We start from the raw sequence: 13869 nt of genomic DNA, 5'->3' as shown, positions 1-13869 counted from the left end.
CCGTGCCGGGGAGTGCAATCAGGACAGGAAGAGCGGCTTACGAAGCGACCACTGTCCGTAATCGGGCTTGAGGATCGAGTTGAGGTCGATGCCGATCCCCTCGATCTGGCGCTTGTCGATCTCGAACTGGTGCATGTGTGCCGACGGATGGACGAAGCCGGCCGGCGAACCCCAGTTGTGCTGCCAGAACCATGCGCCGACACCGGCACGCAGGCAGCGGTCGATCGTCGGCGAATTCGCGTAGACGCCGACGTTGCGGTGGCCCATGACGTTCTCCCACCCGCGCAGATAGGGGGCGATGAGGTTGTCGAACTCCCAGGCGGACGGGTTGTCGTCGATGGAGGCGTAGATCGGGCAGTTCTCCGGCCCGCCTGCGGCGCGATGCAATTCGACGCCGCGGCGGGCGTGACGCACACCGGCGTCGTATCCGCCCCGCCAGTCCGACGTCGCCCCCTTGCCGAACTGGTAGCACGAGACGATCTGCAGGCCGACCGCAGCCATCGCGGCGGCCTCGCCGAACTGCATCGGCTTGCCGAGCATCCACGCGGCGTCGGGGCGGCGGTCCGAGACGTACCGGATGGCGCCGACGTGCCCGGCCAGGCGGATACCGACGGGCGACGGGACGCCGGCGGAGTAGTCGATCAGTGTCGCCGGGCCCGCGTTCGCGATCGCCGGGCCGGCGACGGCCGCGATGCCCGCTGCCGCGGTGCCGGCCGCGGCAATCTTGAATAGTTCTCGTCTGGAAACCTGCACTGCAAACCTCGCATCACCGGCGGATTCCGGCATCGCTCTGACTGGGCATCCGTGGCGTATTCGCCGCGGGCCCTGTGGGATTCGATGCCTATTTCACCACAGTCACTCTGGTTTCGTCAGTCACATCGGTGACTTCGTCCCCTAGTCCGACTCGAGGCCGGCGAAGAAGTCGGCACGCACGGACACGTCCTCGACGACCCGGGTCGTGGTCTTCACGCCGAGCGAATGCTCCTTGAGCAGTGCACACAACCGGTCCCCGTCGATCAGGTCGATCGGGGGTGCGCCGTCGCGACGTGATTCGGCGCGGGCCTCGCTCGTGAAGGTGCCCGTCGTGATCAGCAGGCCCTTCTCTCCGCGGCCGGCCATGGCGCCTCGGAGATCCCGGACGGCGCCGGCCCCGACGCTGCCACTGACCCGCTTGCACTGGAACGCGACCGGGAAGCTCAGCAACGAGATCTGGCACATTCCGATCCCGTCGATGCCGCCGTCGGCGGTGCGCCCGGTGATGGTGGCACTCGAGAAGCCCGCCTCGCGGAGCAGGCGCTGCGTGAGGCGTTCGAAGGCGGTCGATGACATCCGCAGGAGCGAGTCCAGCAGAGTCGACTTCCACGCGACCGCATCGGCGGCGTCGCCGTACGACGTGTCCGCCGTCGACTCGGACTCCGCCTCCGTGTCCGACAGCGGAAGAGCCTGCGCACCAGGTGTGTTGGCCTTGCGGTTCAGGCGCTGACGCCGCTTGTCGGCGGTGAAGGCCGCCAACAGCGGGCGCAACTCGGGTTCGGTCGCCTCGCGCCCCCGCTTCGTCACACTCCACACGGCACGACGACTGTTCGCCAACAGGCCCATACCCTTGAGATACGTACGCGCCCAAGCCAATCGGTACTCGACCTCGGTTCCGGGCCCGTCGCCGTGGAGCACCCCCTGCAGCTCCGGCGACCAGCCCTCCCGCTCGACGACGGCGCTGTCGAGTTCGTTGTTGGATGCCGACCCGCCCAGCGCGATCAACGCCTGGAGGGTGGGCCACAGCAGCTCGGTGTACGGCGGGAGCTGTGCAATCAGAGCCTCCTGACCGGCGACATCCCCACGCTGTGGCTCCTGCACCTGCACACCCGCTCCCATCGCACCGTCCGTCGGAGGCCGCTCGACACCGGATCGGCCAGCCGACCTGGATGTTATCCGGTGTTGCGCGCCGCCCCGAATCCGGTGGTTCCGCCCGTGTGGCGGAACCACCGGGACTGGTCAGGCACGGGCCGCGGCGTCGCGTCCGGCCACCCGACCGAATGCGAGCGCGTCGGCGACGTGGAAGCCGCCGTCCTTGGTCCAGCTGTAGGTCGAGCTCATCTCCCCGGCCGCGTACAGGCCGTCGATGGCGACACCGCGGGTGTCGACCACGCGAGCGCGGCCGTCGCGCCGCGGTCCGCCGTTGCTCCATCCGAGCAGCGGGGTGACGTCGAGGACGTAGAACGGCGCCTGTGACACGGCGCCGAGCTTCTCCGGGTCGCGGCCGAAGTGGTCGTCGGAGCCGGCGGCGCACGCCGCGTTGTACTGCTCGACGGTCGCTTCGAGCGTCGCGGCGTCCAGTCCGACCAGCTCGGCGAGCTCGGCGATCGAGTCCGCGCGCCGGATCCAGCCCTTCTCGATCTCGTCACTGTTGTCCAGACTCCACCGATTCTCGGTCATGAGCAGGTTCCACCCGACCGGCAGCACGTCGGGTGTGGGACTGAGCGGGCCGGCGGTGCGCATCTGCTCGTCGAAGATCAGGTGGAAGGGCCGCAGCGGGAACAGTTCGTAGGTCCCGTTCCGGAGGATGTGGCCGTGCTTGGGATCGGCAGCCTCGTCGACGAAGCGGCGGCCGTCCTCGGACACCCACAGGTAGTTGTGCGCGTTCCACAGCGCGAGGTAGTGGCCGAACTCGTCGTCGCCGCGCACACCGGTGATGGTCATCATGTTGCCCATGTGCCACAGATCGGCACCGACCGACTGCGCCATGCGGTGGCCGTCGCCGGTCGACGCGGGCGAGCCCCACAGCACGTGGTCCTCGACCCGCAGGTAGTCGCGGACCATCGCGGCATTGGCCTGGAATCCGCCGGTCGCCAGCACCACCCCGCCACGCGCACCGATCCGGCGCCGCCCCTCGACACCCTCGACCTCGACGCCCACGACGGCGCCGCCATCGGTGATCAGCTCGACTGCCGGTGTCCCGAAACGGGTCTCGATGCCGCGCTCGTCGAGCGCACCGCGCAGGAAGTCGTAGAGCAGCGAATTGCCCATCCGCCCGGCGACGGTGTCCATGCCGGCGTAGCAGTCGCTGCCGTCGAGCTCGAGATACTCCGGCTCCGTGTGGTAGTCCGGGCTCAGCGCGACGTCGGCGCCGAGTTCCTCGAGCCACCGCGAGTTCTCGGCGGTCTCCGACGCCCACGCCGCCACGACGTCGTCGGCCACCGGGAACGCGCCGCACAGCGAGTTCAGGAAGGCGCGCGCCCGCTCGGGGTCGCGGTTGACCCACCAGCCGCCGCCGGAGACTCGCGTGTTGCCGCCCGCGGTGGCCTCGTCGCACTTCTCGACGACCACAACGCTCGCTCCCGCGTGGTGTGCACCGAGCGCCGCGGCCGAACCCGCCGCCCCCGATCCGACAACGACCACGTCGAATTCCTCATCGAAACCCGCAACGCCCACGTTCGCCCCTCTCGACTGATGTGACCCGAATCTGATGTGACCCGAATCTGATGTGACCCGAGTCGCTACCGCGATTCGGTGTGACCCCGGTCATTGTCGAGGGGTGCGGCCGGTGGGCGCGCGGGGCTTCCCATCCAGCGGAACACCACTCCGGCCGGCCGTCTATCAGCACCTGCAGCGCGGCGAAGCCCTGCTCGGCGAACAGTTCGGTGGCGGCGGCCTGCACCGCCTCCGCCAGCAGTTGGGCGTGCTCGGCGCGATGTCGGTGATCGGCGTGCTGGCGTCCTAAACACCTCGCGGCCTGACGAATCCCACTGGGCGGGAAGATGTCCCACCCTCCCCGTCGCCCGGGACATCATCGTCCCGGGCGGCGTACGTCGTCCCCGAACAGTCGAGGAGTGTCGATGTCGTCAGGTACGGATTGGGAAGAGGAGTACGGCTACTCGGATGCCGTGCTCAGCGGAGATCTGCTGTTCTGCTCCGGCCAGGTGGGTCTGGACTCGGACGGCACCCCGCCCGCGGACCCGGAACGCCAGTACGACCTGGCGTTCGCGACACTCGGGGCCCTGCTCGCGAAGCACGGCGCGTCTCCGCTCGACCTCGTGGAGCTGACGAGTTTCCACGTCGACTACCCCCACCACATGGTGGAGTTCATGGCCGCCAAGGCCCGATTCCAGGGTGCCGCGCGGCCGGCCTGGACCGCCATCGGTGCGGCCGCGCTCGGCAAGCCGGGCATCCTCGTCGAGATCAAGGCGACCGCACGGATCCGCCCGAACTGATCAGCCGAGGCTGCCGTGCACCGTCTTTCCCGCGAAGACCGTGGCCCGCACCTCGAGGTCGGCCAACGCGTCGGGATCCACCGTGAGCGGGTTCGCCGACAAGACGACGATGTCCGCGTGCGCACCGGGCGTCAGTGATCCGATGCTCTCGTCGCTGAACAGCTGCCACGCGGCGTCGATCGTCTGCGCCCGCAGAGCCGCACCGACCGGGATGCGCTCCTCGGGGGCGAGCACGTGGCCGCTGCGGGAGCGCCGCGTGACCGCGTCCGCGATGTTCCGGATCGGGTTGGTGGGGGTGACCGGACCGTCGTTGTGGAACGAGATCCGATGACCGGCCGCGACCGCCGAACCGGCTGCGGCCCAATGTGCTCCGTGGTCACTACCGAACAGGTCGTCGACCAGGACGTCGCCCCAGTAGTACAGGTGGTCCACGAACAGGCTGCACGTGACCCCCAGCCGGGCAGCCCGACGGAACTGATCGGGCCGCATGGCTCCGACGTGTTCGAGCCGCAGACGGTGGTCGGGGCGGGGATTGTCGCCCAGCATCTCTTCCCACGCGTCGAGCACCATCGTGATCGCTTCGTCGCCGTGCGAGTGGCAGGCGATCTGCCACCCCTGCTCGTAATAGGGTGTGCTGATCTCGACGATCTGGTCCTTCGTGTAGTTCGCGTGGCCGTGGCTGCACGCCATACCGAGCGCCCGGGTGGCCGGTGTGTCGAGATACGGGAAGCTGAGCGCGATGTTGCCGATCCACGGGGACCCGTCGGACCAGATCTTGATGCCCACCTGCCGGACCATGTCGTTGCCGGCGCCCGGGGCGACGTCGGAGGACCGTCGCGGACCGGACGTCTCGTACAGCCGCAGCCGCGTGGTGAGCACGCCTGCCTCGGCCGCGGCCTCCAGCGCCGGACGCATCGCGGGGTCGAACGCCATCTCACTGACCGTGGTCACACCGGCGGCGTTCATCCGGGCGCACTCCGCGGCCAGGAGCTGCGGGAAGCGGTCCGCGTTCGACAGCAGTTGGGGACTGGCGATCGCGAGCACGGCCGCCATCTCGTAGGCGACGCCGTCCAGGTCCCCGGATTCGTCGCGGCCGAAGCGCGCGCCCTCCGGATCCGGGATGTCGCGGGTGATACCGGCGGCGACGGCGGCGGCGGAATTGAAGTAGGCGGCGTGCCCCGAGTTGTGCAGGATCACCAGAGGTGCGTCGGGCGACATCTCGTTCATCCACTGCAGCGTGGGATCGGACAATCCCTTCTGCAGCAGAGGATCCCAACCGTTGAGAAGAGCGCCTTCCGGACCACCGGAGGCGACGGCCTGTTCGATGGCGGCCAGCACTCCGGCTGCGTCCGGGATCGTCACCGGCCGGATGTCGACGACGGGCTCACCCAGCACCACCGCCTCGTTCAACGGGTGGCCGTGCGCCTCGATGAATCCGGGCATGATGCACGCGGCGCCCAGATCGTGGACGATGGTGCCCGGTCCGATGTGCGGGGCGACCTCCGCGTCCGAACCGACGGCCACGATACGGCCGTTCTCGACGGCGACGGCTGAGGCCCGCGGCTTCGCGTCGTCCATGGTCACAACGTCGCCGAAGAGCACCAGATCCGCCATTGACACACCCCGCCACTTCCCGTTTCGCTCGGGCCTCCGGACGGCCGAGATCTCGCACGCGACACGCTACCGACCGACCGTCCTTTCTGCGCGTCGAACGCCGTCGTGTCGGAAACGTGGAATCGGGTAGGAAGGACCTGGGTACGTTCGATCGACGCGAAGGAAGAGGAGAGCGACATGGCGAAGAAACGATGGGCCGAGCTGAGCCCGCGCCGGCGTGCGGTGATACTCGTGCTGGGCTCGGTGCAGTTGAGTCTCGCTGCTACCGCGTGGACGGATCTTGCCACGCGCGACCCCGAGCAGGTCAACGGCAGCAAGGGCAAGTGGGCCGCGATCATCGCGGTGAACTTCATCGGCCCGCTGTCCTACTTCCGCTGGGGCCGGCGCACATCCGCATGATCGGGTGGCCGGAGGCGTCAACGGGCATCCGAGATCGAGTCACGCTGGTCGATGAGATCTGCGAATACCACGGTGTTGTCGCGGTAGCTGCGAACGGAGTCGTCGAACTCTCCCCCGCACGTGATCAGTCTGAGGCCGGGATGGTCGAGGTCTCCGTACACCCTGCTCGTCGGGAACGAGGCCTTCGCGAAACGCTCGACACTCGCCACCCGGAACACGGCGGTGACGCCGTCGCTTCGGGTGGCGGTGACCTCGTCGCCTGGCGTGAGTTCGTGGAGTCGATAGAAGACGCCGGGATCGCCCTCCCAATCCACATGCCCGGCAACGATGGCCGGGCCGATCTCGCCGGGAACCGGTGAGCCGGAATACCATCCCGCGGGATGCCCTCCGGGGGGCACTTCGAGCGCACCGTCGGGTTCGAGGCCGAGCATCATGAGATCCGACGTGACGCCGATTGCCGGAATCGAGATGCTCACGGGATGCAGGGCCGAGGGGTCGGCCAGGTTGGCGCCCGCGCCGGTTGCCGCTGTGGTCGCCGATTGCGTTGTCGCCGACACTTGCTCGTTCCCCGGTTCGGTGCTTGCGCATCCGGCGAGAACGAGTGCGGCTGTGGCGCAGGCTGCGACAGCCGCCGACAGGCCGTTGCGCCGCGAGCGCGGGCAACGGCCTGTCGATCTGTCGGTCATGAAACTGCGACCCTCCTACGACTTGCGACGATGCCGTCCGGCGGCCACCGTTGTGCCGGCCGCCGCGGCAAGCAGCAGGGCGGTGCCGAGGAGCGCTCCGCGCGCCGGCGCGTCGTCGGCGAGCCCCTTGTCGCCGGCTTCGACGCCACCGACCGGCACAGCCGAGATCTGGCCACCGGTACGAGCCACACCGACTTCGGTCTGAGCGGTCGGCGCGCTGATGCCTTGCGCAGCAAAGCTATCACCGGGCGCCGTGGCGCGAAGGACGATGTCCTGAATGTTACTGTCGGCGGCCTCGCCCCGTGCGGAGCCTTCACCGCTTCCGGTTCCGGCGGCACCGCCGCTACCGAGGGTTCCACCGCCCGCGAGGGCACTGCCGAGTGCCACGCTCCCGATGGTCGCTCCGCCGGCGAGCGCGCTGCCGAGGGTCAAGCCACCGATCGCCGCACTGCCGAGCACGGGCACTGCGCTGCCGAGTGCCGCACTGCCCAGTCCTGCACCGCCGAGCGTCGAGCTACCGGCGTCGCCGGCGCTACCCGATCCGCCCTCGCTGCCGCTGTCCGGTGCCACGCTGCCGCCGTCCGCGCTACCCAGGTCGAGGCTGCCCAGCGCGAGGTCGGTGAGGCTGCCGAGGTCGATATCGCCACTCCCCGAGATGCCACCCGAGCTACCGGAATCAGAACTGCCGGAATCGACACTACCGGAATCACTTCCGGACCCCGCACTACCGGAATCGATACCGCCCGCGCTGCCCGAGTCGCCCGTGCTCCCCAGAGCCGCCGCACTACCCACAACCGGAAGAGCCAAGCTCCCGAACGGAAGCACAAGGCTACCCAACGCCAGCTCACCCAAGCTGCCCAGATCCAGCCCGCCCGCACTACCGGAATCGGCACTCCCGGCACCCAGATCAGTCAGACTGCCCAGATCCAGACCGGCACTACCGCTGCCCGCGCTGCCACTGTCACTACCCGAACCAAGGCTGCCCAGCGCAAGCTCGGCCAAGCTACCCAGATCGACATCGCCGCTCCCCGAGCTGCCGGTTGCACTACCGGAATCGACACTACCGGAATCACTTCCGGACCCCGCACTACCGGAATCGATACCGCCCGCGCTGCCCGAGTCGCCCGTGCTCCCCAGAGCCGCCGCACTACCCACAACCGGAAGAGCCAAGCTCCCGAACGGAAGCACAAGGCTACCCAACGCCAGCTCACCCAAGCTGCCCAGATCCAGCCCGCCCGCACTACCGGAATCGGCACTCCCGGCACCCAGATCAGTCAGACTGCCCAGATCCAGACCGGCACTACCGCTGCCCGCGCTGCCACTGTCACTACCCGAACCAAGGCTACCGAGCGCAAGCTCGGCCAAGCTACCCAGATCCAGATCGGCACTACCACTTCCCGCGCTGCCACTCCCCGAGCTACCGGAATCGGCACTCCCGGCACCCAGATCAGTCAGACTGCCCAGATCAAGATCGGCGCTACCACTTCCCGCGCTGCCACTGTCACTACCCGAACCAAGGCTGCCCAGCGCAAGTTCGGCCAGGCTACCCAGATCGAGATCGCTGCTCCCCGAGCTACCGGAATCGGCACTACCGGAATCACTTCCGGACCCCGCACTACCGGTATCGATACCTCCTGCGCTTCCGGAGTCGCCCGTGCTCCCCAGAGCCGCCGCACTACCCACGACCGGAAGCGCCAGGCTACCGAACGGAAGCGCCAGGCTTCCCAATGCCAGCTCGCCCAGACTGCCCAGATCCAGACCGGCACTACCGCTGCCCGAGCCGCCACTGTCACTACCCGACCCGAGGCTGCCGAGCGCAAACTCGGCCAGACTGCCGAGATCGAGGTCGCCGCTCCCCGAACTACCCGAATCCGCGCTGCCGGAATCGGTACTGCCGGAATCGGCGCTGCCCGCACCGAGATCGGCCAGGCTACCGAGATCCAGCCCCGCCTCACCCTCGCTGCCCGCCGCCAAGCTCCCCAACGGGGCCGCCAAGCTACCCAACGGCAGCGCAAGACTGCCGAGCGCCAGCTCGCCCAGGCTGCCCAGATCAAGCCCGCCTGCACTACCGGAATCGGTAGAGCCCGCGGCCAGGTCGGCCAAGCTGCCGAGATCCAGATCGGTGCTACCACTGCCCGCGCTACCACCAGCACTTCCCGAATCCGCGCTGCCCGAATCGCTACCCGAACCGAGATCGGCCAGGCTACCGAGATCCAGCCCCGCCTCACCCTCGCTGCCCGCCGCCAAGCTCCCCAACGGGAGCGCAAGGCTACCGAGCGCCAGGTCACTCAGGCTGCCTAGATCGAGGCCGGCGCCACTGTCACTGCCGGACCCGAGGCTGCCGAGCACAAGGTCGGTCAAGCTACCCAGATCGACATCGCCACTGCCCGAGCTATTCGAATCAGCACTACCGGAATCGCTGCCCGAACCGAGATCGGCCAGGCTACCCAGATCCAGCCCCGCCTCACCCTCGCTGCCCGTCGCCAAGCTCCCCAACGGGGCCGCGAGGCTACCGAGCGCCAGGTCGCCCAGACTGCCGAGATTCACATCCGCGCTGCCACCGTCCACGCTGCCGGCATCGCTGCCCGTGTCGGTGCTGCCGGAATCGCTACCCGCACCCAGGTCGGCCAGGCTGCCCAGATTCAGGTCAGTACTGCCGCTCTCGGCACTACCGCCGGCGCTGCCGGTGTCGCCGACACTGCCGCCGTCTACGTTGCCGAGGCTGCCGGCCGCGAGTTCGGTCACGAGTTGCACGGCGTCCTCGAGGCTGCCGATTCCCAGTTCACCGCCGCCGGAGCTGCCGCCGCCGGCGTTACCGAGGCTGCCCAGCACCAACTGGGTGAGACCGTTGAGGTCGAGGTTGCCCGCGCTCCCGGCGTTCACGCCGCCGTTGGCGCCACCTGGTCCGGCACTGCTGCCGAGTCCGGCCTGGCCGTTTCCGCCCGCGCTGCTGCCGAGACCCGCCAGCCCTCCGTTCGCGCCCCCATTGGCACTGCTTCCGACGCCGTTGCCCGGCGCCGGATCTGCCTGACCGACGGCGGGCGTTCCGATCGTCAAGGCACCGACCGCCGTTGCGGCGATCATGATGCGACTCTTCATCTTCAGCGTGCGGATGTTTCTGCCCCTATGGGTAGACATCGTTTTACGACCTCCTGATCGGCATGCACAGCAAATGCAAAGACATTCAGCCCAACCGCATGACGACAGAAATGACGAACGACGCCCCCCAAGAATCCGTTCGATCCCCCGATCGAACGGATAGCAACTTTCCCCGGCCACATGCATACAGGCGCAACGACGATAACATCTCGAACAGGTATCGATTACGAAATCTTCACCGCACCTTGTCATTCGTCCAGTTGCAGCGATGCCCGACGCGGCGCAATCCACCCACCGATCTGGCATTTTCGCTCTGGAGACCGGGGTGAGCGGGGTGCTGAATTCACCCCGCAACTCACCTTGGGAACGAGCGTGTCACCTCACCGCATCGGCAAAGTTGCTGTGCCCCGGTGCCGCTCAGATCCGGTGATCGGGTTCCACGGCATCGGCGTACGTGTTCGCCCACCGGTAGTCCGGTTTCCCGCTAGGTGTGCGCTCGACGCGATCCGCAACCCAGATCGAGCGCGGAATCTTGTAGCCGGCCAAACGATCGCGCGCGTGCCGCTCCACGTCGCCGAAATCGATGGCACCACCGTCCCGGGCCTGCACCACCGCGGCCACACGGTGGCCCCAACGTTCGTCGGGCACCCCGATCACGATGGCGTCGTACACGTCCGGATGGGCCTTGACGACGCTCTCGACCTCCTCCGCGAAGACCTTCTCCCCGCCGGTGTTGATGACCATGTTTCCCCTGCCCAGCAGGGTTATCGAGCCATCGACCTCGACCTTGGCACGGTCACCTGTAACGACCACCCGTTCGCCGTCGATGACACGGAAGATCTCGGCGCTCTTCTCCGGGTCCTTGTAGTAGCCGACAGGTACGTGGCCGCCCTTGGCCAGCCACCCGTCGGCCGGGGACCCGGGTGCGACGCGATCGCCCTTGTCGTCGACAACGAAGGAGGCCCGACCAGGCTGCACCCGGGGACCACCACTGTCCGGACCGTCCTTCGACGCGAATCCGATACCGCCGAAACCTGTTTCGGATGATCCGACGGAGTCGGAGACCAAGAGGTTCGGGAAGGCGTCGAGGAACGCTGTCTTGATCGTCGGCGAGAAGAGCGCTGCGCCCGATGCCACCACCGCGAGACTGGAGACGTCGGCCGTCGATTCGGCGAACGCTTCGATGAGCGGGCGCCCCATCGCGTCACCGGCGATGATGAGAACCTGAACGTTGCACTGTTCCACGAGTTTCCACGTCCGATGGGCGTCGAACTTGGGATCAAGAACCACCGTGTTGCCGGTGAACATCGCGGTGAACGTGGGCATCATCGCGGCCGCGTGGATCAACGGCGGCAGCGCGAACCAGCGCATCGGCTCTCCGGCCGTTCCGACCCGGGACTGCTGATACTCGTCGACGACCGGTTCACCGCTGTAGAAGTCGATGCCGCCGCCGAGTACCCGCCAGATGTCCTCGTGGTGCCACACGACGCCCTTCGGCCGTCCCGTGGTCCCTCCGGTGTACATCAGGAACAGGTCGTCGCTGCGGCGCTCGTCGAAGTCGCGCTCCGCGGATCGTCCGTCGAGTGCACACTCGTACTCCACACCGCGACAGTGCAACCCGAGCTCACCCTGGTCGTCCTCGACGACGATGGTGTGCCGAATCCTCGGCAGCGTCGGCAGGACCTCATCGATCCGTGGCGCGTACACCCGGTGGTGGATCACCGCCTCCAGATCGGCGTTGTCGTACACGTACGCAAGTTCGTCGCGGGTGTAGCGGTAGTTGATGTTGACCGGCACCGCGCGAATCTTGAACACCGCGATCAGCGACTCCATCGTCTCCAACGAGTTGTGGAGGTGGATGCCGATGTGGGAACCGGCCCCGAACCCCTCGGCCAGCAGGTGATGGGCCAGCCGGTTGGCACGCTGGTCCAGTTCGCGGTAGGTGAGCTCACGGTCGCCGCTGATGAGCGCGATCCGGTCCGGCATCGCGTCGACGGCGTGCTCGAACAGGTCGGCAAGGTTGAAGGCCACGCGGGACGTCCTTCCGATGGAGTTCGCTCACACGACGGTGAGCGGCAATGGGATACCTCTGTCCGCGAACGCGAAGTCCGCCCCGGTGCTGAAACGGGTGATGGCCACCTCGCTGCATTCCTTCGTCGGGCCGTCCTCGGTCCGGATGTCGACGACCAGCGCATCGCCGTCCTCGGACACGACGTGCGCGGTGAAGCGCGCGTTGACGCCCCGCACCAAGGCCTGCAGCGGCTCGAGGTGGTCGCCGTCGATCAGCGTCGGCCACGCCCCGTCGGCGTCGGCGCGGCCCTGCCGCCCGAGTGCGATGAGCAGGCGTCCGTCGTCGAACCGGATCTCGCTGTCGACGTACTGTTCCGGCGCGAACAGCGGATGCACCGACAGCACTGCGGCGAGACCCTCCAGGTCGTCGGGCAGCCCCAGCGCGTCCCGGATTCGCTCGGCCGCCAGACCGGCGATGCCGGTGAGTTGCTTGCGGGTGATGGTCCGCGCGGTCACCTCATCGGTGCGCTTGCGGACCCCGATGAGGAAGCCGAGCGCGAGCAGGTGGTGCTGCAGGCACACCTCTTCCGCGATCCGCGCCAGCGCGGACCGGGAGAAGTCGGCGAACCGCACGTCCGACAGCAGCGGACCCGCGTAGTCGGCCCGGCCGTCGTCGCCGGCGTCGATGGGGGTCAGCTCCGTCGCGACGGCGGCCGTCCGGCCGATGGCCTCGGTGTGCGGCTGAACGACCGGTGGCACATGCGACGGATCGATCGTGACGGTCCACGCGCAGTGCGGATGCCGGTCGGCGGGCACGCGCGGTGGACGGTGGATGGGCCGCACCTGCGCGTGGACGTTGGTCGCGAGCGCCGTCGCGTCGAAGGTCGGATCCTCGATGTCGTGGCACATCGCGGTGACGAAGGCGTCGCCCATCGGTTCGACGTCCATGAGCGCGCCGCAGTGGTCGAGCCAGAACTCGCCGTGGTCGTGGTCGTCGACGCGGAACCGGAAGTCCATGAACTGCGGCGGCGCCCCGATGTCGAGCTGCAGGCCCTTGAAGATGGTCTCGACGCTGTCGCCCTCGTAGTTCAGGGCGCGCTGCATCCGCCGGGTGTACCAGGGGCTCGACGCCTGCCACTCCTCGATGGCGACCTCGGTCATTCCCTCTCGCCCGAACGCGACGATGAGGTGCGCCATCCCGGAGCGGTCGATCAGCTGCCCGCACAGCAGCAGCTCGGGCACCAGCACCGCCAGGTCCGCGCGGGACAGTGCCTCGAACGACGATCGGCGGCGGGTCTCGCTCACCACAGCTCCACCGGTGACTGGCCGGCAGGGAACCACCCCGGCAGCTTCTCCCCCGAGACCGACCGCTGGATCCGCGCGGACATGCCCTCGGACAGCGCGTTGTTCGTGATCATCTCGACGAACAGTGCCGACACGTTGCCGAAGTCGAAGAAGTCCCGTTGCCACGCCCACTGGAAGTCGCCACCGTAGCGGAACCAGCTGCCGCCGATGCCGTGAACCTGGTAGTGGCTGCCGTCGTCGCGGGTCCGATCCGCGATCTGCTTCCACAGTCCGATGACGTCACCGGTGCGGTCGTCGATCACGAACTGCTGGTACGGGTACTGCCACCCCTCGAGTCCGAGCATCTCCTGCCCCAGCGCCAGTTCCTTTATCTCGTCACGGCCGACGGCCATGAAATCCTGTTGCGGGCCGTAGTTCCAGCCGTAGGTGGCATCCTCGGTGTACATCTGCGCCAACGGCTTCCAATCGCCGTTGGCCTCGCAGCGCTTGTTCTCCTCGATCCATCGCTGGACCATCTCGTCGAGTTCGGCGCGATCGAACTGGGTCAT

At 68.0% G+C, this 13869-nt stretch carries 12 protein-coding genes; 3 read left to right on the top strand and 9 right to left on the bottom strand.

Annotated elements, in window-relative coordinates:
- Positions 1-18: 18 nt before the first annotated feature.
- The 3 genes from HUN07_RS08405 to HUN07_RS08395 form a co-directional block, all read right to left on the bottom strand.
- Positions 19-786: a DUF1906 domain-containing protein gene (locus HUN07_RS08405; RefSeq protein WP_174909080.1), complete on the bottom strand. Its 768-nt coding sequence runs from the start codon at positions 784-786 to the stop codon at positions 19-21.
- Positions 787-894: 108 nt separating this feature from the next.
- Complete coding sequence (locus tag HUN07_RS08400) at positions 895-1872, bottom strand: restriction endonuclease (RefSeq protein WP_174909078.1); 978 nt, start codon at positions 1870-1872, stop codon at positions 895-897.
- A gap of 120 nt (positions 1873-1992) precedes the next feature.
- Entirely contained in the window at positions 1993-3429 is a 1437-nt protein-coding gene (locus tag HUN07_RS08395) for an FAD-dependent oxidoreductase (protein ID WP_174909076.1), read from the bottom strand.
- A 112-nt stretch (positions 3430-3541) separates the two neighbouring features.
- Here HUN07_RS08395 and HUN07_RS08390 point away from each other — a divergent pair, with 112 nt between their 5' ends.
- Together HUN07_RS08390 and HUN07_RS08385 are read left to right on the top strand one after the other, a co-directional pair.
- Positions 3542-3718, top strand: coding sequence for a hypothetical protein (locus HUN07_RS08390; protein WP_174909074.1), 177 nt, complete (start codon positions 3542-3544; stop codon positions 3716-3718).
- A gap of 115 nt (positions 3719-3833) precedes the next feature.
- Complete coding sequence (locus tag HUN07_RS08385) at positions 3834-4208, top strand: RidA family protein (protein ID WP_114718566.1); 375 nt, start codon at positions 3834-3836, stop codon at positions 4206-4208.
- Here the strand turns inward: HUN07_RS08385 and HUN07_RS08380 are convergent, their stop codons facing one another.
- Positions 4209-5822 carry an amidohydrolase gene (locus tag HUN07_RS08380; protein WP_174909072.1) on the bottom strand — a complete coding sequence of 538 codons (1614 nt, stop codon included), beginning with the start codon at positions 5820-5822 and terminating at the stop codon, positions 4209-4211.
- Positions 5823-5999: 177 nt separating this feature from the next.
- On the opposite strand from HUN07_RS08380, the gene HUN07_RS08375 reads away from it, so the two are divergent.
- Positions 6000-6221, top strand: coding sequence for a PLDc N-terminal domain-containing protein (locus HUN07_RS08375; protein WP_114718397.1), 222 nt, complete (start codon positions 6000-6002; stop codon positions 6219-6221).
- Between the two features lie 17 nt (positions 6222-6238).
- Here HUN07_RS08375 and HUN07_RS08370 read toward each other — a convergent pair whose 3' ends face one another.
- The 5 genes from HUN07_RS08370 to HUN07_RS08350 form a co-directional block, all read right to left on the bottom strand.
- A complete protein-coding gene (locus HUN07_RS08370) occupies positions 6239-6778 on the bottom strand; it encodes a class F sortase (protein WP_254622850.1) in 540 nt (179 codons plus the stop codon).
- Between the two features lie 144 nt (positions 6779-6922).
- Positions 6923-9991: a beta strand repeat-containing protein gene (locus HUN07_RS08365; RefSeq protein ID WP_174909069.1), complete on the bottom strand. Its 3069-nt coding sequence runs from the start codon at positions 9989-9991 to the stop codon at positions 6923-6925.
- A 432-nt stretch (positions 9992-10423) separates the two neighbouring features.
- A complete protein-coding gene (locus HUN07_RS08360) occupies positions 10424-12037 on the bottom strand; it encodes an acyl-CoA synthetase (protein ID WP_174909067.1) in 1614 nt (537 codons plus the stop codon).
- A gap of 27 nt (positions 12038-12064) precedes the next feature.
- The gene (locus HUN07_RS08355) at positions 12065-13324 is read right to left on the bottom strand and encodes a hypothetical protein (RefSeq protein ID WP_174909065.1); all 1260 of its coding nucleotides are present in this window, start codon (positions 13322-13324) and stop codon (positions 12065-12067) included.
- Entirely contained in the window at positions 13318-13869 is a 552-nt protein-coding gene (locus HUN07_RS08350) for a nuclear transport factor 2 family protein (protein ID WP_114718392.1), read from the bottom strand. The genes HUN07_RS08355 and HUN07_RS08350 overlap by 7 nt, the downstream gene beginning before the upstream one ends.

The organism is Rhodococcus sp. W8901 (assembly GCF_013348805.1).
Lineage (GTDB): Bacteria > Actinomycetota > Actinomycetes > Mycobacteriales > Mycobacteriaceae > Prescottella.
The sequence above is the reverse complement of the archived record's forward strand: the minus strand, read 5'-3'. Positions and strand labels throughout refer to the sequence as shown.

What these genes read in the sequence shown, in the direction of transcription:
- HUN07_RS08405 (WP_174909080.1), bottom strand. Translation starts at nt 786, where the DNA reads ATGCCGGAATCCGCCGGTGATGCGAGGTTTGCAGTGCAGGTTTCCAGA.
- HUN07_RS08400 (WP_174909078.1), bottom strand. Translation starts at nt 1,872, where the DNA reads ATGGGAGCGGGTGTGCAGGTGCAGGAGCCACAGCGTGGGGATGTCGCC.
- HUN07_RS08385 (WP_114718566.1), top strand. Translation starts at nt 3,834, where the DNA reads ATGTCGTCAGGTACGGATTGGGAAGAGGAGTACGGCTACTCGGATGCC.
- HUN07_RS08380 (WP_174909072.1), bottom strand. Translation starts at nt 5,822, where the DNA reads ATGGCGGATCTGGTGCTCTTCGGCGACGTTGTGACCATGGACGACGCG.
- HUN07_RS08375 (WP_114718397.1), top strand. Translation starts at nt 6,000, where the DNA reads ATGGCGAAGAAACGATGGGCCGAGCTGAGCCCGCGCCGGCGTGCGGTG.
- HUN07_RS08365 (WP_174909069.1), bottom strand. Translation starts at nt 9,991, where the DNA reads ATGATCGCCGCAACGGCGGTCGGTGCCTTGACGATCGGAACGCCCGCC.
- HUN07_RS08350 (WP_114718392.1), bottom strand. Translation starts at nt 13,869, where the DNA reads ATGACCCAGTTCGATCGCGCCGAACTCGACGAGATGGTCCAGCGATGG.